General features: G+C 38.4%; 13 protein-coding genes. 8 read left to right on the top strand and 5 right to left on the bottom strand.

The genetic code is table 11. The features are described from left to right. Positions 1-4 precede the first annotated feature (4 nt). From FBR08_RS06250 to FBR08_RS06230, 5 genes are all read left to right on the top strand, one after another. The gene (locus FBR08_RS06250; RefSeq protein WP_158961936.1) at positions 5-1,918 is read left to right on the top strand and encodes an OmpA family protein; all 1,914 of its coding nucleotides are present in this window, start codon (positions 5-7) and stop codon (positions 1,916-1,918) included. 354 nt (positions 1,919-2,272) lie between these two features. Then, on the top strand, positions 2,273-7,444 hold the full coding sequence (locus tag FBR08_RS06245; RefSeq protein WP_158961935.1) for a fibronectin type III domain-containing protein: 5,172 nt from the start codon (positions 2,273-2,275) through the stop codon (positions 7,442-7,444). Positions 7,445-7,510: 66 nt separating this feature from the next. Then, positions 7,511-8,437: a PorP/SprF family type IX secretion system membrane protein gene (locus FBR08_RS06240; RefSeq protein ID WP_158961934.1), complete on the top strand. Its 927-nt coding sequence runs from the start codon at positions 7,511-7,513 to the stop codon at positions 8,435-8,437. An 18-nt stretch (positions 8,438-8,455) separates the two neighbouring features. After that, positions 8,456-10,369, top strand: a complete 1,914-nt coding sequence (locus FBR08_RS06235; RefSeq protein ID WP_158961933.1) for an OmpA family protein — start codon at positions 8,456-8,458, stop codon at positions 10,367-10,369. A 133-nt stretch (positions 10,370-10,502) separates the two neighbouring features. Beyond that, the gene (locus FBR08_RS06230) at positions 10,503-11,864 is read left to right on the top strand and encodes a hypothetical protein (RefSeq protein WP_158961932.1); all 1,362 of its coding nucleotides are present in this window, start codon (positions 10,503-10,505) and stop codon (positions 11,862-11,864) included. Between the two features lie 53 nt (positions 11,865-11,917). On the opposite strand, the gene FBR08_RS06225 is transcribed toward FBR08_RS06230, so the two are convergent. The 3 genes from FBR08_RS06225 to FBR08_RS06215 all read right to left on the bottom strand — a co-directional run bounded on the left by FBR08_RS06225 (position 11,918) and on the right by FBR08_RS06215 (position 14,235). Continuing rightward, complete coding sequence (locus tag FBR08_RS06225; RefSeq protein ID WP_158961931.1) at positions 11,918-12,706, bottom strand: S1/P1 nuclease; 789 nt, start codon at positions 12,704-12,706, stop codon at positions 11,918-11,920. A gap of 10 nt (positions 12,707-12,716) precedes the next feature. Further along, entirely contained in the window at positions 12,717-13,226 is a 510-nt protein-coding gene (locus FBR08_RS06220; protein ID WP_158961930.1) for an acyl-CoA thioesterase, read from the bottom strand. Positions 13,227-13,305: 79 nt separating this feature from the next. Then, entirely contained in the window at positions 13,306-14,235 is a 930-nt protein-coding gene (locus FBR08_RS06215) for an HU domain-containing protein (protein ID WP_158961929.1), read from the bottom strand. A gap of 173 nt (positions 14,236-14,408) precedes the next feature. Here FBR08_RS06215 and dprA point away from each other — a divergent pair, with 173 nt between their 5' ends. Next, a complete protein-coding gene (gene dprA / locus FBR08_RS06210) occupies positions 14,409-15,521 on the top strand; it encodes a DNA-processing protein DprA (RefSeq protein WP_158961928.1) in 1,113 nt (370 codons plus the stop codon). 40 nt (positions 15,522-15,561) lie between these two features. On the opposite strand, the gene trpS is transcribed toward dprA, so the two are convergent. After that, positions 15,562-16,539: a tryptophan--tRNA ligase gene (trpS, locus tag FBR08_RS06205; protein WP_158964191.1), complete on the bottom strand. Its 978-nt coding sequence runs from the start codon at positions 16,537-16,539 to the stop codon at positions 15,562-15,564. Between the two features lie 137 nt (positions 16,540-16,676). Between trpS and FBR08_RS06200 the strand changes: the two genes are divergently transcribed. Next, the gene (locus tag FBR08_RS06200; protein ID WP_158961927.1) at positions 16,677-17,432 is read left to right on the top strand and encodes a lysophospholipid acyltransferase family protein; all 756 of its coding nucleotides are present in this window, start codon (positions 16,677-16,679) and stop codon (positions 17,430-17,432) included. A gap of 75 nt (positions 17,433-17,507) precedes the next feature. Here the strand turns inward: FBR08_RS06200 and recA are convergent, their stop codons facing one another. Next, a complete protein-coding gene (gene recA / locus FBR08_RS06195; RefSeq protein WP_158961926.1) occupies positions 17,508-18,512 on the bottom strand; it encodes a recombinase RecA in 1,005 nt (334 codons plus the stop codon). 429 nt (positions 18,513-18,941) lie between these two features. On the opposite strand from recA, the gene FBR08_RS06190 reads away from it, so the two are divergent. Beyond that, entirely contained in the window at positions 18,942-20,915 is a 1,974-nt protein-coding gene (locus tag FBR08_RS06190; RefSeq protein WP_158964189.1) for a KUP/HAK/KT family potassium transporter, read from the top strand. Positions 20,916-20,965 lie beyond the last annotated feature (50 nt).

Below are 20,965 nucleotides of genomic sequence, written 5' to 3'. Positions count from 1 at the left end.
CAGCATGAAAATAAGAAAGGTTTATTTAGCACTGTTATTGGGTGGATTTTTATTCACTCAAAATGTTAGTGCCCAAGAGCCGATAAAAACTCCTTTAGAGATTGCAGATGAGCATTACAAGCACTACGAGTTTGTAGATGCAGCAAAGGTTTATCAGAAGTTAATCCGCGGGGCGAAGACAGATAATTATATTTATTTACAATTAGCGGATTGTTATTACAATGTGTTTAATACGGTCGAGGCAGCAAAATACTATGGCAAAGCTTTAGAAAAGAACCCAGATTTAGATTCTGAGTTGTACTATCGCTACGCACAGATGTTAAAAGCTAGTGGACGTTATGATTCGTCCAATGCGGCAATGCGTAAATTCTCAGAGCGCAATCCCGAGGACCAACGCGCTATCGCCTTTATGCGTGAGCCGGATTATATTCCTCGCTTACGCGCACAAGAGGAGCTTTTTACCTTTGAAGAGTCTGGAATCAACGACCGTCAAGGGAATGATTTTGGCGCCTTTTTAACGGTAGGAGATACGCTTTATTTTGCCTCTACGCGCAAAGGCAATAAGTCTAAGAACAAATACGGCTGGGACAACCAAGGGTATTTAGATATCTTTCAAGCGAAATACAAAAACGCTGAAGATCCGTTGTATGATGTAGAACCCGTATCGGAGTTGAACACGAAGTATCACGATGGACCAGCTACAGTAACAGGAGATGGTCAGACGATGTACTTTGCTACGGAGAGTTTCCGCGCCGGAAAGTTTACCAAGAACAAAGCTAAGTTGGTAAAGCTTGGTAAGGTTAGCGTATTTAGAGCCACGAAGAAAAAGGGTAAATGGACGGATTTCGAACCTGTACCGTTCAATGGCAGCGATTACTCGGTAAGTAACCCAAGTGTGAGCAAAGATGGACGTACGTTGTACTTTTCATCTGATATGCCAGGCACCATGGGTAGCACAGATATCTGGAAAGTGGATATCGATGAAGAGGGTAACTATGGAACACCCGTGAATATGGGTAGCCAAATCAATACAGAAGGACGCGAATCGTTTCCTTTTATCTCCGAAGAGGGCAAGTTGTACTTTGCTTCTGATTCCCGCAAAGGGTTTGGAGGGTTGGACGTTTACGTAGTAGACTTGGCCATTCCCCAAGCAGAACCGAAGAATTTAGGATCGCCGATCAATACGGCCAAAGACGATTTCGCCTTTTCTTTTTACCCCGGTAAAGACATTGGATTCTTCTCAACGAACCGCATTGGTCGCGATGATATTTACAAAGCCAAACCAGTTTGTAATACCGAGATGTATGTGACGGTAACACACAAGGATACCGGACAGCTTTTACCAGGAGCTCGCGTAGATATTTACGACGATCGCAAGAACTTAGTTGAGACGAAGTTTGCAGATCAGCGTGGAATTGTGGAATACGTTGTAGATTGTGGTAAATTTTACCACTTACAGGTAGACATGGATGACTTTGAAGGGAAGTCTGTAGAGGTTCCATTGAACCGCAAAGGAGGTCGTCAATTAGTTCAGGTTGGCTTGAGACCTATTGAAGTAATCGTGACCAAAGACGAGATCATCCTAGGAGAGGTTTACTTTGAATTTGACCGATTCAACATCACCCAACAAGGTGCTTTGGAGTTGGATAAATTGGTAAAAGTAATGAAGCGCAATCCACAGATGCGCATCAAGGTAGGTTCTCATACGGACAATCGCGGAAGCGCGACGTACAACCAGAAGTTGTCTGAGAATCGCGCGAAAACGACGGTTCAATATGTGTTGTCAAAAGGCATTGAAGGCTATCGTTTAGAATCACAAGGTTACGGACCAAGTGTACCGAAGATTGATTGTAAAGCGAACTGCACCGAAGAAGACCACGCGATCAACAGACGCAGTGAGTTTGTGATCTTGAAATAGTTAAAAGAATTAAGTTTAGTATATTTTAAGAAGTCCTTACCATTTACGATGGTAGGGACTTTTTTTTGTTGAAAAAAAAGAAGGTAATAAATGTTAAATGATTGAATTTCTGAGAACTTGAATGAATTTGTGAAAAAAACTATATTTTAAATATTTTAGTTGTTATTGTTTGCGATGTAAGTTTTTTAACTTAAAAAAAAGAATATAGTGAATGGATTTATTTTTTATTATGAGCTATTGGTAATAAAAAACCTTTATAGCTAAGAGTTTGCCGATAGTACATAACTTCATTTTGTTAATCTTTGTATAAAAAAATTCTATATTTGACGTTAACTAACTTAAAACTTAAAACGGATGAAAAGATTTGCAGTGCTTTTCTGCTTCTTGCTGAGTGTTTTTTTTACTTATGGGCAAGAGGTTGTAATTGGCACAGGTACAACGCTAGAAAGATACCCCATGGGGGCTCTTTGGGGCTATGAACGATCAGCTGCTCTTTATACAGCAACGGAGATAGGTCAAGTGGGATTTATCAATCAAGTTGCTTGGGAAATAGGAACAGTGGGACAGGCTAGACCCGTTAGGATTTTCTTAAAGGAGATAGAAGAGAGCACATTGGTTGCAAATGATTGGGCAAGCTATATTGCCAATGCAACACTGATGTTTGATGGAGTTGTACGCCCTACAGCTACTGGATTTTATCCTATTACTTTTTTGTCTTCCTTTAATTTTACGGGAGGAAATAAAAAATTATTAGTATTAGTTGAAACAAATTATGGAGGTTCAGGAGGTGGATCTACCTTCAATATCAAGAGTACAGCTGCTACAAATATGCATTTTACTGTAACTAAAGATACGGATCCTCCTACGACTAATCTAAGTGCACAAGCAAATCGTCCTAATATTAGATTGACGTTTGGCCCTGAAATTACTTGTCCATCAACTAGTGCGATATTGACGAATACTACTGCTACAACAGTTAGTTTTAATGTAGTGAATCGCAATTCAACGACAGGGGTTTCTTATGAAATTAGAACCGAAGGAACTGCTGGCTCTGGAGCTACAGGCTTAGTGAATGCTGGAACAGTTACAGATTTAACTACCTTGCCAGTGACCGTTTCTGGATTGACTCCATCCACAACGTATTCTTTATATGTTCGTGCAAATTGTGGAGCAACTGAAACCTCTACATTTTCTGATCCAACTGTTTTTACGACAGGACAAGTAGCGGCAACGTTGCCTTATTCAGAAGATTTTGAAGGTACGGTGAACTTTAGTTATACGAATCATACTGTAAATAAATGGGTAGTAGGCACTGCTGTACAAAACGGAGGTACAAAATCCTTGTATGTTTCTAAGGATAACGGAACGACAAATACATATGATACGGATGTTTCTACCGTAGCACATGCATATAGGGATTTGGTAATTCCTGCGGGAACAAATGAAATCGCTGTTAATTTTGATTGGCGTTGTGTAGGTGAAGGAGGAACATGGGATTACTTTAGGGTATGGATGGTTCCTGTATCTTTTATTCCTACACCAGGTACCCAAATTTCAACTGCGACAGATAGAGTGCAGATAGGTCGAACTCAATATAATGCCAATGCAACATTCTTAAGAGAGCAATTAGTGGTAAATGCTACTGCTTTTGCAGGTCAAACCATGCGTTTGGTTTTTGAATGGAAACAAGATGGAAGCGGAGGTGCTCAACCTCCAGGGGCAATTGATAATGTAGAAGTGTCTGCTATTACTTGTTCTACTCCAACAGCTTTGCTATTGAATGCGTTTACTTCAACTACAGCAACAATAGCTTGGACTGGAGTGACAGGGCAAACACAATATGAAGTATATTATACTACAACAGCTACAAATCCTGGAGCAACAGTTACAGGGTCTGTAGTAACGACAGATAACCCGTATACTATAACTGGTTTAACTCCTAATACACAATACTATGTTTGGGTGAGAACGGTTTGTAGTGCTACAGATAAGAGCTTCTGGGTACAATTGCCAATTTTAACAGGGCAAGTTCCTGGAGAATTACCTTATATTGATGGTTTTGAAGGGCAAGATAATTGGAGTAAAGGCAGTAACTCCGTTAATAAATGGGTGGTAGGTACTGCTGCTCAAAACGGTGGAACTAAATCGCTTTATATTTCAAAAGACAATGGAACTACAAATACGTATGATCTTACTGCTGCAACTGTAGCTCATGCATATAGAGATTTGGTAATTCCTGCTGGGACAAATGAAATTGCTGTTAATTTTGATTGGCGTTGTGTAGGTGAAGGAGGAACATGGGATTACTTTAGAGTATGGATGGTTCCTGCATCTTTTATTCCTACACCAGGTACCCAAATTTCAACTGCGACAGATAGAGTACAGCTAGGTCGAACTCAATATAATGCCAATACCGCATTCTTAAGAGAGCAATTAGTGGTAAATGCCACTGCTTTTGCTGGTCAAACCATGCGTTTGGTTTTTGAATGGAGACAAGATGGAAGCGGAGGTGCTCAACCTCCAGGGGCAATTGACAATGTAGAAGTGTCTGTTATTACTTGTTCTGCTCCAACGGCTTTGCAATTGAATGCGATTACTTCAACTACAGCAACAATAGCTTGGACTGGAGTGACAGGACAAACACAATATGAAGTATATTATACTACAACTGCTACGAATCCTGGAGCAACAGTTACAGGGTCTGTAGTAACGACAGATAATCCGTATACTATAACTGGTTTAACCCCTAATACACAATATTATGTTTGGGTGAGAACGGTTTGTAGTGCTACAGATAAGAGCTTCTGGGTACAATTGCCAATTTTAACAGGGCAAATTCCTGGTACGTTGCCTTTCGAAGATGACTTTGAAGGAGATAATAACTGGTCGACAGGAAGTAACTCATTGAATAAATGGGTGCTTGGTACTGCGGTTAATAACGGAGGAACAAAATCACTCTATGTAACAAAAGATGAAGGTGTAACTAATACTTATAACAATTCAACAGCAACAGTAGCACATGCTTATCGCGATATTGAGATTCCAGCGGATGCGATTGAAGCAAAATTGAGTTTTGACTGGAGAGCTGTAGGGGAATCATGTTGTGATTATATCAGAGTATGGATTGTACCAGTTACGTTTAATCCAGTTTTAGGAACCCAAATTGCTGCTGGAGCGAATCGAATTCAAATAGGAGGAAACCGCAATGTTCAGGAAAACTTTACGACGGTTATCGAAAGTGTTGAAGTTGCAAATTATGCCGGAAGAAGCCTAAGACTTGTTTTTGAATGGCGAAATGACGGTAGTGGAGGGAATGATCCTGCAGGAGCTATTGATAACGTTAAATTAGAACAGATAACATGTCCTAGAGTTACAGGTTTAAGCGCATGTTCAGGAAGTGATTATATCAATTATGGATGGGATTCTCAAGAGGGAATATCAGAATGGGATGTGGCAATTGAGACTACTGATTTAACAGAACCTGCGGACGCAAATATCAGAAGAGTTCAAGAACCAAACTATTCAGCAACAGAACTAACTGTAAATACAGATTATTATTTTTATGTCCGTAATATTTGCGAAGGAGGAACAGTTAGTATGTGGAGAAAAATAAAAGTGAGAACTTCTAGTACAAGTATTTTAGATGCAGAACCTTTCTGTGCTGGACCGGAAGGAATTATTTTCCCAAATAACAATACTGAAAATGGAGCTGAAGAATATCCATATGGAAGTAATACAGCAATAGCATGTGTTACTTCAGTAAGATTTCCTGTTTGGTATTTCTTGAAGATAGATCAAGATGGGGAGTTGGTATTTGACATTATTCAAAACTCGCAATTTGATGCTAATGGAACTCCTACTGGAGCTACTATGGATGTTGATTTTGTAGCTTTTGGACCTTTTGATAATTTAGATCAAGCTTGTGCAGAGGCCATTTTAGGACCTTGTGCAGGTTGTACGAGTAATTCTAATCCGAATGATGGTCGATATCCAATCGGTAATGTGATAGATTGTAATTACTCTACCTCTGCTATTGAGAAATTAACAATACGCAATGCTAGAAGAGGGCAAATCTATGCGATATTGATTACGAATTTCAATAGAGGCCCAGGTTTTATTAAGCTCGTACAAACAAATGGAAATCTAAATAATGCTGGGACAACAGACTGTAAATTCTTGTGTGAAGTGGATTTAGGTGAAGATCAATATCTATGTGCAGGAGATTCTTATGAAATTAATGCTAAAATCTCAGCTGCAGGTTCAACGGAGGATATGACATACACTTGGTTTAAAGATGGAGAAATGCTTGATCCAGCTGTATTTAATACGAATAAATTAACCGTTATAGAATCGGGAACCTACCGCGTACGTGTGGAAAAAGATCTTTGTGAAGAAAATCCAGAGGATGAAGTAGTGATTACATTCTACGAACCAATTAGTCTTCGTTTACCTAAAAAAATAGAATTGTGTGATTTAGAAAATGTTGGGTATGCTATGTTTGAAGTAAAAAGCGTGGTAGATGAGGCTCTTGCTAATCATCCTGAAGCAACAACAATTAAACATAGATATTATCATACTTTAGCAGATTTTAATGCGCAAAGAAATGCGTTTGAAATGGAAGATCAATATCAATCTTCTGGAAATGAATCTATTTTTGTTGAAGTGTATCGCGATAAAAACGAGGAGTGTAGAGGATATTTTGAGATTGCACTTAGCATTAAAGCAACGGCTTATTTTAACGCAGAATTCTCGTATGAAGGACCAATTTGTATTAACAATATTGATCAGCTACCAATTATCCCTGGTTCAGAATTTACGCCAGGAGGGAAGTTTACATATAAAACAATAAGTCATACCAATCCAAAAGATCCGAGTAAAGCACCTAAAGGTGGTTTATCTCTAGATGCGAATACAGGAACAATTAATGTAGCTTCAAGTACAGCTGGTGTTTATGAAGTAGAGTATTATTATGGAGTGCCAAGTACGATGTGTGGTGAACCTGTTAAGCATACTGTTACGATTACTATTTTTGAGCGTTTCGAAATTGCACTTGATGGAGATTGTTACGATGGTAACTATTACATGAGAGTTATTGATGTTGCTGGTAATATTGACATGGATCATGCGAAGTTTGAATGGGTTGGACCTGGCAGTTTTACAGCAGATACAAAAGAAATTACGGTCTCTGAAAAAGGAGATTATACTGTTTATATTACAACTGCAGATGGTTGTTTTGAAGAAAAAACAATTACCTTAGAGCCAGAAGAAATTAACTGTTTGATTACACGTGGTATTTCACCAAATGGAGATGGGCTAAATGATTATTTTGATCTTGTTAATTACAAAGTGTTGAAATTTAAGGTTTTTAACCGCAACGGTGGTGAAGTGTATACTCATGGTTTAGGTTATACCAGAGAATGGATGGGACAAGATAAATCGGGTAATAAGTTACCATCAGGAACGTATTTTTATGTGATTGAAACGGTACAGAAAACAATTACAGGTTGGGTACAAATTAATTATTAATAAAACAAACAACTGTGTGTGAAAGCACACAGTTGTTTTATTACTATTTATAAAATTAAACCGTATATGAAAAGAATATATTTAACATTAGGGGTGCTGAGTTTACTTAGTTGTCTTGAGGTGCAAGCGCAGCAGAATCCGCAGTATACGCAGTATATGTACAACATGAGTGTTGTAAATCCTGCTTATGCTGGCTCAAAGGATGCTGTTTCCATGGGAGCATTGTACCGCAAGCAATGGGCCGGCTTTGATGGGGCACCTGAAACGGGAACTTTTTTCATCAACAGTAGAGTAGGAAAAAAAGTGGGTGTAGGTTTGTCTTTTATCAATGATCGCATCGGTCCGGTTACGGAGAACAACATTTACGGAGACTTCTCTTATACTTTAGAGTTAGGAGGAGTTCACAAGTTAGCTTTGGGAATCAAGGCAGGCGCAACGTTCCACAGTGCCAATCTATTTTCTGATATTGGAAATGGCTATACGATTGACGCGGATGACCCTGCATTTGGTCAAGACAGCAAATCGACCTTATTCAATGCTGGAATTGGAGCGTACTACTATACGGATAAATACTTTATCGGATTAGGGGTACCCAACATGATAAAAGAATACTATTTGAATTACGATGGGAAGAACTTTGGTCAACGCGAGATTCACATGTATTTGAATGGAGGTTATGTTTTTGACTTGGATCAAGATTGGAAATTAAAACCCTCAACGATGATCAAATACGCGATGAATTCACCAGTATCCTTTGATTTGAATATGAATGTGATGTACCTGAACAAGATTGAAGCAGGAGTTAGTTACCGCTTAGAGGACGCTGTTGGAGGAATGATTAACTACCGCGTTACCCCACAGCTTCGCGTTGGTTATGCATATGATTACATCACATCGGATATCAACAAAGTAGCCAAGGGTTCTCACGAGTTTATGGTGTTATACGACATTTTCTTGTCTAAGAAAGTATCCAGTTCCTCTCGTTATTTCTAATCGAATAAAAAGTACAGCATGAAAATAAGAAAGGTTTATTTAGCACTGTTATTGGGTGGATTTTTATTCACTCAAAATGTTAGTGCCCAAGAGCCGATAAAAACTCCTTTAGAGATTGCAGATGAGCATTACAAGCACTACGAGTTTGTAGATGCAGCAAAGGTTTATCAGAAGTTAATTCGCGGGGCGAAGACAGATAATTATATTTATTTACAATTAGCGGATTGTTATTACAATGTGTTTAATACGGTCGAGGCAGCAAAATACTATGGCAAAGCTTTAGAAAAGAATCCAGATTTAGATTCTGAATTGTACTATCGCTACGCACAGATGTTAAAAGCTAGTGGACGTTATGATTCGTCCAATGCGGCAATGCGTAAATTCTCAGAGCGCAATCCCGAGGACCAACGCGCTATCGCCTTTATGCGCGAGCCGGATTATATTCCTCGCTTACGCGCACAAGAGGAGCTTTTTACCTTTGAAGAGTCTGGAATCAACGACCGTCAAGGGAATGATTTTGGCGCCTTTTTAACGGTAGGAGATACGCTTTATTTTGCCTCTACGCGCAAAGGCAATAAGTCTAAGAACAAATACGGCTGGGACAACCAAGGGTATTTAGATATCTTTCAAGCGAAATACAAAAACGCTGAAGATCCGTTGTATGATGTAGAACCCGTATCGGAGTTGAACACGAAGTATCACGATGGACCAGCTACAGTAACAGGAGATGGTCAGACGATGTACTTTGCTACGGAGAGTTTCCGCGCCGGAAAGTTTACCAAGAACAAAGCTAAGTTGGTAAAGCTTGGTAAGGTTAGCGTATTTAGAGCCACGAAGAAAAAGGGTAAATGGACGGATTTCGAACCTGTACCGTTCAATGGCAGCGATTACTCGGTAAGTAACCCAAGTGTGAGCAAAGATGGACGTACGTTGTACTTTTCATCTGATATGCCAGGCACCATGGGTAGCACAGATATCTGGAAAGTGGATATCGATGAAGAGGGTAACTATGGAACACCCGTGAATATGGGTAGCCAAATCAATACAGAAGGACGCGAATCGTTTCCTTTTATCTCCGAAGAGGGCAAGTTGTACTTTGCTTCTGATTCTCGCAAAGGGTTTGGAGGATTGGACGTTTACGTAGTAGACTTGGCCATTCCCCAAGCAGAACCGAAGAATTTAGGATCGCCGATCAATACGGCCAAAGACGATTTCGCCTTTTCTTTTTACCCCGGTAAAGACATTGGATTCTTCTCAACGAACCGCATTGGTCGCGATGATATTTACAAAGCCAAACCAGTTTGTAATACCGAGATGTATGTGACGGTAACACACAAGGATACCGGACAGCTTTTACCAGGAGCTCGCGTAGATATTTACGACGATCGCAAGAACTTAGTTGAGACGAAGTTTGCAGATCAGCGTGGAATTGTGGAATACGTTGTAGATTGTGGTAAATTTTACCACTTACAAGTAGACATGGATGACTTTGAAGGGAAGTCGGTAGAAGTTCCATTGAACCGCAAAGGAGGTCGTCAGTTAGTTCAGGTTGGCTTGAGACCTATTGAAGTACTCGTGACCAAAGACGAGATCATCCTAGGAGAGGTTTACTTTGAATTTGACCGATTCAACATCACCCAACAAGGTGCTTTGGAGTTGGATAAATTGGTAAAAGTAATGAAGCGCAATCCACAGATGCGCATCAAGGTAGGTTCTCATACGGACAATCGCGGAAGCGCGACGTACAACCAGAAGTTGTCTGAGAATCGCGCGAAAACGACGGTTCAATATGTGTTGTCAAAAGGCATTGAAGGCTATCGTTTAGAATCACAAGGTTACGGACCAAGTGTACCGAAGATTGATTGTAAAGCGAACTGCACCGAAGAAGACCACGCGATCAACAGACGCAGTGAGTTTGTGATCTTGAAATAGTTAAAAGAATTAAGTTTAGTATATTTTAAGAAGTCCTTACCATATCGGTAAGGGCTTTTTTTGTACCTTGGTTGTAATTTTGTTGGCACATTATTTGAAATACAACAAGTGTTTAACTTAAATAGTAGAAGAAATGAGGTTTTTATATTACAATATAATCGTTTTATTTTTTGTGTTTGCTACACAAGTGCAGGCACAAAATGCAGTAGTAACTGCCCAGAGCTATGACATTAGCGATAACTTGGATTTGCAAGCAGTTGCTTCTATTTTTGGAGACTCAAAAGATCTTGCAGATTTTGAATATCGATTGAATGATCCTAGTTTGCGTATCAATAACCTCGATTTAAATAACGACGGTTATGTTGACTATTTGCGAGTTGTTGAAGTGGTAGAAGGAAATGCCCATTTAATCGTTGTGCAAGCCGTTTTAGGACGTGATATGTATCAAGATGTAGCTACAATAGAAATTGAGAAAAATAGCCGTAGAAATCAAGTTTCTGTGCAAATTGTCGGTAATAGTTATTTGTATGGACCAAATTATATCTATGAACCCGTATATGTTGTAACACCGCCTGTGTTTAGTTTGTTCTGGGGGGTATCATATCGCCCTTACTATTCCTCATGGTATTGGGGATATTATCCTTCTTATTATTCCTATTATTCGCCTTATCCAACGGCAACTTATATGGTTCATGTACACAATCACATTAATTATAGCAATCGCTATGTGTATACATCGAACCATTATAGCAATGGTACTCGAACATTATATAGTGATGTAAGAAGAGATTATTATGAACGATCAAATCCGAATAGATCGTTTTATGATAGAAATAATGGATATTCAAACCGCCGTGAGTTATCGAATGCAAGGACTTCTTATGCGGAGGCAAGTGGTCAATCAAATTCGAGGAGTAATTATGGCTCAACAACTAGTCAATCAAATTCGAGAAGTGAGTATGGATCAACTACGTCAACCCGTAATATCAATCGTATTGACGACAGTAATGGACGTAGTTCTTATTCTTCGTCAACCTCATATAAACGCGGAGAATCGCTAACAGATAGAGAGGGCGGAACCTCTTCGCGCAGTAGTTATAGTAATTCAAGTGTGAATTCGAATAATGAAAGTTCACGTAGTAATTATAGCTCGTCAAATAACAATACCGGTTATACAAATTCAAATGGATCGCGTAGTAGCTATGGTTCATCAAATAGTAGTTCGAGAAGCACTTCAACAGGATCGGGTAGTAGTTATGGCTCGTCAAATAGTAGCTCGAGAAACACGGGTAGTTCTCGTAGTAATTACGGTAGTTCAGGTGCTAACAGTTCGAGTTCTCGCAGTACTTCAAACTATGGTTCAAGTTCAAGAAGCAGTAATCCAAGTTATAGTTCGGGAAGTAGCTCAAGTGGATCTCGAAGTAGTTATGGCAGTTCTTCCTCTGGGTCTAGAGGTAGTTCCTCTTCAACTTCATCGAGAAGTACATATAGATAATTAATTCGCATAAAAAAACATCGGGCATCCTTATTGGGATGCCCGATGTTTTTTTAGTTGTATATTTCGTTCAACAATTTTGCCAAACGAAGGCCTCCTTTTAAAAGTTGTTCTTCTACGGTATCTTTGAAATCAAAGTGATAACGGTAACTTAAATTTTCGTTTTCTTCTGCGCTGTTGTAAAGTGTATTAGCGATAGAATAAGAGTCGAAAATCCAATCTTCTAAACTGCCTTGTACCAGGGTTTGATTATGTGTTTTATTGTGAATATCTAAAACTGTCGCGTATTCGGTATAGCTGTATTTGTCGAAATCAACTAAAGCAGAATCCCATAAGCTATGTAGGTTTGTCGGTTTTCTAAACCACTCTACTTTTACTCTGTTTCCACCTAAATCTTCAGATCTTCCAATGTGTAACGGTTGGTGTGCATCCCCAATGATGTGGATCAAGAAATACAATTTTTGTTGTTTTTGCTCTAAAGTGAGGGTATTACTTTTTAATTCATCGATAAGTACAAGTGCTCGCTTGTATAAATTTTCATCTGTAGAGTTACTCAATTCTTGGTCAAAAGCAAGACGACTCAAATCACCGGGCATATTAACATAATGCCAGCTATCTGCAAATTTCCACGTAGGATCCGATTTAATGAAATCAGGCCAATTTGCCCAATAAGCCAATTGTTGGTTGCCAATGATTTTTTTTAATTCTTTCTTTGCTTTTTTGTTTAAGTTTCTTTCTGCTATCTCAGCTATAACGCGATGTCCTGTAGTTCCCCAAGCAAAAATTGCCGTGCTTTGCAACAAGCAAATAGTCATTGCTAAAGCAATTAAAATTTTTTTCATGTTTGTTTTATTAATTAAAAAGAGCTTTTAATTCCGTAGCGTCGCTGGGTTTCATTTTTCCTGCAAGTACTAAGCTCAGTTGTTTTCTTCTCAAGGCCGCATCAAAGCGTTTGTGTTCTAATTCTGTTTCGGGAATTAATTCAGGCACTGGTACAGGATTTCCCATATCATCAACCGCAACGAAGGTATAGATTGCTTCGTTGGCTTTTGTTTTATTGCCTGATTCGCGATCTTCAATCCACACGTCTAGATAAATTTCCATCGATGAAGTGAAAGCTCTTGAAATCTTCGCTTCGATGGTGACTACGCTTCCCAAAGGAATGGGTTTATTAAAAGCAACGTGATTGACTGATGCAGTAACACATATTCTTCTCGAATGTCGTCTAGCTGCAATTCCCGCGGCTCTGTCCATTCGCGCTAATAGTTCACCTCCAAACATATTGTTTAACGGATTTGTCTCCCCTGGGAGTACTAGATCACTGATTATAGTGGCTGATTCAGATACTAATTTTGCTTTCATAAAAAATTATTTTAGGCAAAGATAAAGACAAAGCAAAAAAAAACCGAACGTTTCGCGTTCGGTTGGTATATTTAACGTATTATTTAATAAAAATCCAAGCTTCTTTATTTGTTGCACGGTGAATTTCTTTTAAGGCATCTTTGGCTTCTTCATGTGTAGTGAAACTACTATATACAACAGGATACATACCATATTTTGTACGTCCTAAAAATGATGCATCTTCAAATCCTTTCTTTTTTAAGATTTCAACCTCAATAGCAGCATTTTCCTCACTTCTAAAAGCAGCCGCAACTAAATGATAAGGAGTTGTTACAACTGTAGTTTCATCCTTAACGGGTAGCGCAATAGCATCTATTGCAGGCTCAATGATGAAAGTGGCTTGTTGAATCTTGTTTTGTACTTGTGATTGGACGTTGTTTTCAATGGACAAGGTTTGGTCATTTACATAGGCTGTATAACCATTTTGTACCAATACACTACCAATACCTAAAGTTAGAACTAACACAGAAGCATATTTAAAGAATGTCGCTGTGCGTCTTGTTTTTCCTCTAGCGGTTTCAAGCGCAATAACGGTTGGTGTAGCGGCATTTTCTTCTCTTTGAATTGCTTGAACCCCTACTGAAGATAAACCGAATGAAGTAGCCAAGTAGTTTTGATTTTGAATCGGAGCAAATTGCAAGCTCTTCTCTTCATTATAACTAAAGGTACCTATAGAGGCTAAGCTTAATGAATCAAAAGAAGTCAAGGTATCATTCCAATCAGCAACCATCGCTTGAATACGCATAACAGCTTCCTCGTAAGAAAGTCGCTCTTGTGTGGCAATGTGATTCGCTAATAAACCGTCGTTGTTCACAATATTTCTATTAAAAGAAATTCGCTTTTGTGGAGGAAAAAACAATTGTTTTTCCACATCGTAAAAAGACGATTGGATTTCAGTGATAAAAGCACCAAATCCTGGAACAATAACGCAGGGATAGCGATATAATAAGGCTGATATGTATTGAGTCATCTTCATAGTACAAAAGTAGTCTAAACCAGTGGTTTAGCAAATAATATGCGGAAATTTTTTATTAACAATTTAATCGACCGATCGCCACTTCTTAAGTAATTGGTATTGAATGGTTAGATTTTTGATGTTAGCTCTACTAAGGTAAGGAAATTTAATTAATTAACATATTTTTAATGAAAGAAGAAGACTTGTTTTTCACTTTAGCTTTAACCAAAGTGAATGGAGTGGGACCTATTATAGGAAAGCGCTTGATAGAAAATTTCGGAACGGCTAAAGGTGTTTTTGATGCTTCGTTTAAGGAACTGATTAGCAAACGCGTTTCGGAATCTTTAGCCACTCAAATTGTAAAGAAGGGGGAATTCTCTTGGGCCGAGAAGGAAGTAAAGTTGATGGAACAAGCAGGTGTTCAACCGTTGTTTTACCAGGCGAAAGAATATCCCTATTATTTGAGGCAATGTGAGGATAGTCCTATTTTGCTCTTTGCGAAGGGCAATGTAACTGCGAATTGGGCCTCGCGCAATGTTGTGAGTATTGTAGGAACGCGCAATCCGACCTCAAGGGGGTTGGATTTTTGTACTCGTTTTATGGAAGTGGCACAAGCCTATAACCCAATTATAGTTAGTGGTTTGGCGTATGGTATTGATATCTGTGTGCACAAGCAAGCACTCGCTTTTGGACTGGAAACATTCGGTGTTTTAGGACATGGATTAAATCGTATCTATCCCGCGAAGCATACCACAATTGCGGAGAATATGTTGGAAAAAGGAGGTTTGTTGACTGAATTTGCTATTCAGAGCAAAATTGATCGAGAGAATTTTATTCAACGCAATCGCTTAGTTGCTGGAAGTAGTCAAGCAACAATTGTGGTAGAAAGTGCGATTAAAGGCGGTTCTATGAGTTCCATCGCGTTTGCCAACGATTACAATCGAGAGGTGTTTGCTGTTCCGGGAAGAATTGACGATATTTTGAGTCAAGGCTGTAATGAGTTGATTCGATCCCATCGGGCGCAATTACTCAGTGATCCCGTTGAAGTAATTGAGATACTCCATTGGAATAAAACCAAAAAAGAGCATAAAGTGATTCAACCCCAATTATTTGTTGACCTCAATGGAGAAGAAAAGAAGGTTTATAGTTACTTGGCCGAAGTACAGCGTGAAGTCATTGACCTTATTGCTCAAAATTGCAGTCTTCCTATCTATAAAGTGAGTACTATTTTACTGCAATTGGAATTACAAGGGCTTGTTCGTCCTCTACCGGGCAAGTATTTTGAATGCATTGGGGAGTAGAAAAAAATAGGGCATCTTACAAGAAGATGCCCCTATAGTCTTATTTAATTGCGTATCCTAATTTTTCTCGAACGCGATTTAGCGTTTCTGTAGCAACAACAGATGCCTTTGATGCACCAGTGAGCAATAAACGGTCTACCTCTTCTAGGTTATTGATATAGTAATCATATTTTGTACGAATATCTTTGAATTTTTCAACAATAAGTTCAAATAATTCTTGTTTAGCATGTCCGTAACCATAATTCCCTGCTTCATACTTTGCTCTCATCTGTGCTATTTGCTCTGATGTAGCTAATAATTTATAGATGGTAAATACATTACACGTATCTGGATTTTTAGGCTCCTCTAAGGGCGTACTATCCGTTTCAATACTCATCACTTGTTTTCTTAACGCTTTGTCGTTTTCAAAAATATTGATGATGTTGTTTCTCGATTTACTCATCTTGTTTCCATCAAGACCTGGTACAATCATCACCTCTTCTGAAATTTTTGCCTCGGGTAGAACAAATGTTTCTCCCATTTGATGATTGAAGCGAGCAGCAACATCACGGGTAATCTCAATATGTTGCAATTGATCTTTTCCAACGGGAACAAAATTGGCGTTATACAATAAAATATCCGCAGCCATTAGCATAGGATAGGTAAATAACCCTGTATTAACATCAGCAAGTACCTCTGCTTTATCTTTGAAAGAGTGTGCTAACGTTAAACGTTGAAAAGGGAAAAAGCAACTTAAATACCAAGTAAGTTCTGTCGTTTGCGGTACGTCAGACTGGCGGTAAAAAGTTACATGATTAACATCTAAACCACAAGCAAGCCATGTCGCCGCAACACTATAGGTGTTTTCCTGTAATGTTTTTGCATCTTTTATTTGTGTTGCTGAATGTAAATTCGCAATAAAAATAAAAGACTCATTCTCTTTGTTGTTAGCCATTTCTACTGCTGGTAGAATTGCCCCTAAGAGATTCCCTAAATGTGGCGTTCCTGTACTTTGAACCCCTGTTAGAATTTTAGCCATTGCGTGTTTGTATTTATTATAATAGCAAAGATATAGCATTTGTTGGGATTGTTTTTCTTTTTTTGATTTTCCTTGGTTTAACATTTCTTTATTTTTTACTTTTGAAAGGCTGCAAGAAATTTTAAATGCACAGTTGAATGAAATACATCCGAACGTTTTTTAGTGTTGTATGGCGCTGTTGGTTTTACCTATGGATGCTCATCGTAATACTTTTGTTATCTCCCTTCCTTCTTGTAACTATTTGGTCTGACCAAACCTATGCTACCTTCTATAAAGTTGCTCGTTTATGGGCGAGATTAACCTTTTATGGCATGGGAATGTCTTATCGCGTTGAGTCGGCTTATCCATGGGTAAAAGGAAAAAGCTATATGTTTATTGCCAATCATACTTCGATGATGGATATCATGATGATGTTGTTGTTGGTGAAAGACAATCCTTTTGTATTTGTTGGGAAGAAGGAATTAGCGAAGTTGCCTATTTTTGGGTTCTTCTATAAAAAGACTTGTATCTTGGTGGATCGAAAAGATTCGAAAAGTAGATATCAGGTATTTCAAAGTGCACAAAATAAGTTGAATCAAGGATTGAGTATTTGTATCTTTCCTGAGGGGGGTGTACCGGATGATACGAGTATTGTGCTGGATAGTTTTAAGGATGGAGCATTTCGCTTGGCTATCGATCATCAGATTCCGCTTGCGCCAATTGCGATAGGATACCTCAAATTCTATTTTCCGTTTCAATGGGGAATGGGTAAACCAGGACAAGTGCCTGTTGTTCTTTTACCGCCAATTGAGACCAAGGGAATGACCCAAGAGGATAAAAAAGAAATCAAAGACCAAGCGTATCAAGCTATTCATAAGGAAGTCGTTCAATGGAACATTAAACGAAAGGGATAGCGCTTACTATACACGTAAAAAAAAAGGCCAAAAAATCAATTGATTTTTTGGCCTTTTTTACATGAAAAACTTGAATTAAGCTTCTCTATTTTTAATTTCTTCTTTGATTTTTAATTCCAATTCTTCCATTAATTCTGGGTTGTCTTTGATCAATGATTTTACAGCATCTCTACCTTGTCCTAACTTCGTGTCTCCATAGCTGAACCAAGAACCACTTTTCTTGACAATTTCATAGTCTACAGCTAAATCAAGTACCTCTCCAACTTTAGAAATACCTTCGCCATACATGATGTCAAATTCTGCTGTACGGAAAGGAGGCGCAACTTTGTTTTTTACAATTTTTACCTTGGTGCGGTTACCAATCACGTTTTCTCCATCTTTAATTTGTGTGGAGCGACGAATATCAATACGAACTGATGCATAGAATTTTAATGCATTACCTCCCGTAGTTGTTTCAGGACTTCCGAACATAACCCCAATCTTATCTCTCAATTGGTTAATGAAGAATACAGTACAATTCGTTTTGCTAATGGTTGAAGTCAATTTACGTAAAGCTTGTGACATTAAACGAGCGTGTAATCCCATTTTAGAATCTCCCATATCGCCTTCAATTTCTCCTTTTGGAGTCAAGGCAGCAACCGAGTCAATCACAACAATATCAATTGCACCAGAGCGAATCAAGTTTTCTGCAATTTCTAATGCTTGCTCTCCATTATCGGGTTGAGAAATGATTAAATTGTCAATATCTACTCCTAATTTTTGTGCATAAAAACGATCAAAAGCATGCTCTGCATCGATAAATGCCGCAATACCTCCCGCTTTTTGTGCTTCAGCAATCGCGTGTAAGGTTAAAGTTGTTTTTCCTGATGATTCAGGTCCATATATTTCAATAATTCTTCCTCTTGGATATCCATTTACCCCTAAAGCTAAGTCAACACCTAAGGAACCTGAAGAGATTACTTCAACTTCTTCTACAGCGGTATCTCCCAATTTCATTACAGTCCCTTTTCCGTAGGTTTTGTCTAACTTATCTAACGTAAGCTGTAAGGCTTTTAATTTAGCTTCTTTATCTGCACTCATTTTTTTTGAAATATTGATTCGTAACTGATGTAAAAATAAGATAAAAATTTTAGAGATTTTGACTTGAATGCAATTATGCTACAAATTGTAGCAACGCAAGTGGTTTTACTTGCTCTTATTTTATTCCTTTCGGCTTGTGAAAGTGTGATTATACTTGAGACTTCGGTGTTTTTATCGCATGGGGTGCTTTTTGTGGCTTTATTTTATAACAAAAAGCGAGTTTATAGCTGTTATTTTTTTAGTAAATTAGTAGGACATCATAAATATGGATAATAATGCAGGGGTATAGTTTAGAATTTCTTTGTTTATGTTGGCTTTGACTGTAAATTTCATATTCAATTTGATTTTTGTAAGGGCTTAGTTTATACCTTTGTAAAAAATACACACGTTAAGTTCACGGAATTCAATTATTTAAAATCATATTTTGTGATGTCACAATCAAAATCGACACATCTCGATCGCGTGTCACTAGGTACGCTATTGGTTACTTTGGGAATTATCTATGGCGATATTGGAACTTCACCGCTCTATGTGATGAAAGCCATTATGGGAAAAGCTATCATTCAAGAAGAGGTTGTTTTAGGAGCTATTTCTTGTGTGTTTTGGACCTTAACCTTGCAAACCACAATCAAATATGTTTTTTTGACGCTCAAAGCGGATAATAATGGGGAGGGAGGAATTTTTTCGCTGTTTACCTTGGTGAAAAAACTCAAAAAACCTTGGTTGATTGTTCCTGCAATTATTGGGGGTAGTGCGTTACTTGCGGATGGAATTATCACGCCACCTATTTCTATTTCTTCTGCAGTAGAGGGATTAAAGATTTACCAACCCGAACTGGCAACAATTCCCATCGTTATCGGAATTTTAATGGGGATATTTTTTATTCAACAGTTTGGTACTAAAACCATTGGGCGTTTTTTTGGGCCAATGATGATGGTTTGGTTTTTGATGCTTGGGATTCTTGGATTTAGTCATTTAATAGATAATCTAAGTGTTTTAAGAGCGTTAAACCCATATTATGCTTTTCATTTGTTGACTATTCATTCAGAAGGCTATTTGGTTTTGGGATTTGTGTTTTTGTGTACCACTGGGGCAGAGGCATTATACAGTGATTTAGGTCATTGTGGAATCAAGAATATTCGAATCAGTTGGATGTTTGTCAAAACGATGTTGGTGTTGAGTTATTTCGGACAAGGGGCGTTGTTGATTGAACATGCAGGTTCGACCTTGATGGATTTAAGTCCTAACTCAGATCAACCCGCAAACCCGTTCTATCTCGTTATGCCTGATTGGTTTTTGCCTTTTGGAATTGGAATTGCCACACTTGCGGCGGTTATCGCTTCTCAAGCTTTAATTAGTGGGTCGTTTACCCTGATTAATGAAGCCATTCGACTCAATTTATGGCCGAAAGTACGCGTGAAATTTCCAACGAATATTCGCGGCCAACTCTATATCCCATCCATCAATTTCTTGCTTTTCATCGGGTGTGTCTTCGTCGTATTACACTTTAAAGAGTCTGGAAATATGGAGGCTGCCTATGGTTTGGCCATCACCCTTTGTATGATTATGACGACCATTTTATTAGGGTATTTTATGGTGCTCAAACGCGTGCCGCTCATCATCATTATCATCGTAGAAATTATTTATTTATCCATTGAAGTTTCTTTCTTTATCTCCAATGTGCAAAAATTCTCACATGGAGGTTATGTAACGGTGATTATTGCCGGAGTACTAGCTGCGGTTATGACCGTGAATTACCTTGGTAAGCGAATCAGACGCAACTATACCGATCTTGTGAATATCGTCGATTATCAGGATATTTTGACGGATTTAAGTCAAGATCAAAGTATGCCGAAATACGTGACAAACTTGGTGTATTTAACCAATGCCTATAATCCTTCAAAAATTGAGTACAAAGCCATGTTCTCCATTATTAATCGCCGTCCAAAACGAGCAGATAATTATTGGTTTGTCCATGTGAATGTAGTCGATGAGCCTTATAAATTAGAATATAAAGTCGTAAAATACGGCCCCCATCAAAATATTTTACGCATTGATTTCTACTTGGGATTCCGAAATGAGCAACGCATCAATGTGTTGATGAAGCAAGTGGTTACCGAATTGATGCTACAAAGGGAAATCGATATTACCACGCGTTATGAATCCCTACATAAAATTGATGCTATTGGCGATTTTGAATATGTGTTAATCGAAAAAGAATTGTCCTACGACAACGACCTGCCGATGAAAGAGAAGATTATTTTAGATCTCTACGACTTCTTGAAAAAGATCTCTTTATCAGAAGAAAAGGCGTTCGGTTTAGATAGTAGTGCGGTGAAAGTAGAGCGTTTTCCTTTGATTATTAAGCCCATTGAAGACTTACCGCTGAAGCGTTTAGAATAAAAAGGTATAATTTTGTAAAAGACTGATTTATAGTGAAATAAATCAGTCTT

Origin of the sequence: Myroides fluvii (assembly GCF_009792295.1) — a bacterium.
Classification (GTDB): domain Bacteria; phylum Bacteroidota; class Bacteroidia; order Flavobacteriales; family Flavobacteriaceae; genus Flavobacterium; species Flavobacterium fluvii_A.
This window is presented reverse-complemented; position numbering and strand designations above follow the sequence as displayed.

Bases quoted from the DNA above. Each gene is read 5' to 3' on its own strand.
- FBR08_RS06250 (WP_158961936.1), top strand. From the start codon at position 5: ATGAAAATAAGAAAGGTTTATTTAGCACTGTTATTGGGTGGATTTTTA.
- FBR08_RS06245 (WP_158961935.1), top strand. From the start codon at position 2,273: ATGAAAAGATTTGCAGTGCTTTTCTGCTTCTTGCTGAGTGTTTTTTTT.
- FBR08_RS06240 (WP_158961934.1), top strand. From the start codon at position 7,511: ATGAAAAGAATATATTTAACATTAGGGGTGCTGAGTTTACTTAGTTGT.
- FBR08_RS06235 (WP_158961933.1), top strand. From the start codon at position 8,456: ATGAAAATAAGAAAGGTTTATTTAGCACTGTTATTGGGTGGATTTTTA.
- FBR08_RS06230 (WP_158961932.1), top strand. From the start codon at position 10,503: ATGAGGTTTTTATATTACAATATAATCGTTTTATTTTTTGTGTTTGCT.
- FBR08_RS06225 (WP_158961931.1), bottom strand. From the start codon at position 12,706: ATGAAAAAAATTTTAATTGCTTTAGCAATGACTATTTGCTTGTTGCAA.
- FBR08_RS06220 (WP_158961930.1), bottom strand. From the start codon at position 13,226: ATGAAAGCAAAATTAGTATCTGAATCAGCCACTATAATCAGTGATCTA.
- FBR08_RS06215 (WP_158961929.1), bottom strand. From the start codon at position 14,235: ATGACTCAATACATATCAGCCTTATTATATCGCTATCCCTGCGTTATT.
- dprA (WP_158961928.1), top strand. From the start codon at position 14,409: ATGAAAGAAGAAGACTTGTTTTTCACTTTAGCTTTAACCAAAGTGAAT.
- trpS (WP_158964191.1), bottom strand. From the start codon at position 16,539: ATGGCTAAAATTCTAACAGGGGTTCAAAGTACAGGAACGCCACATTTA.
- FBR08_RS06200 (WP_158961927.1), top strand. From the start codon at position 16,677: ATGAAATACATCCGAACGTTTTTTAGTGTTGTATGGCGCTGTTGGTTT.
- recA (WP_158961926.1), bottom strand. From the start codon at position 18,512: ATGAGTGCAGATAAAGAAGCTAAATTAAAAGCCTTACAGCTTACGTTA.
- FBR08_RS06190 (WP_158964189.1), top strand. From the start codon at position 18,942: ATGTCACAATCAAAATCGACACATCTCGATCGCGTGTCACTAGGTACG.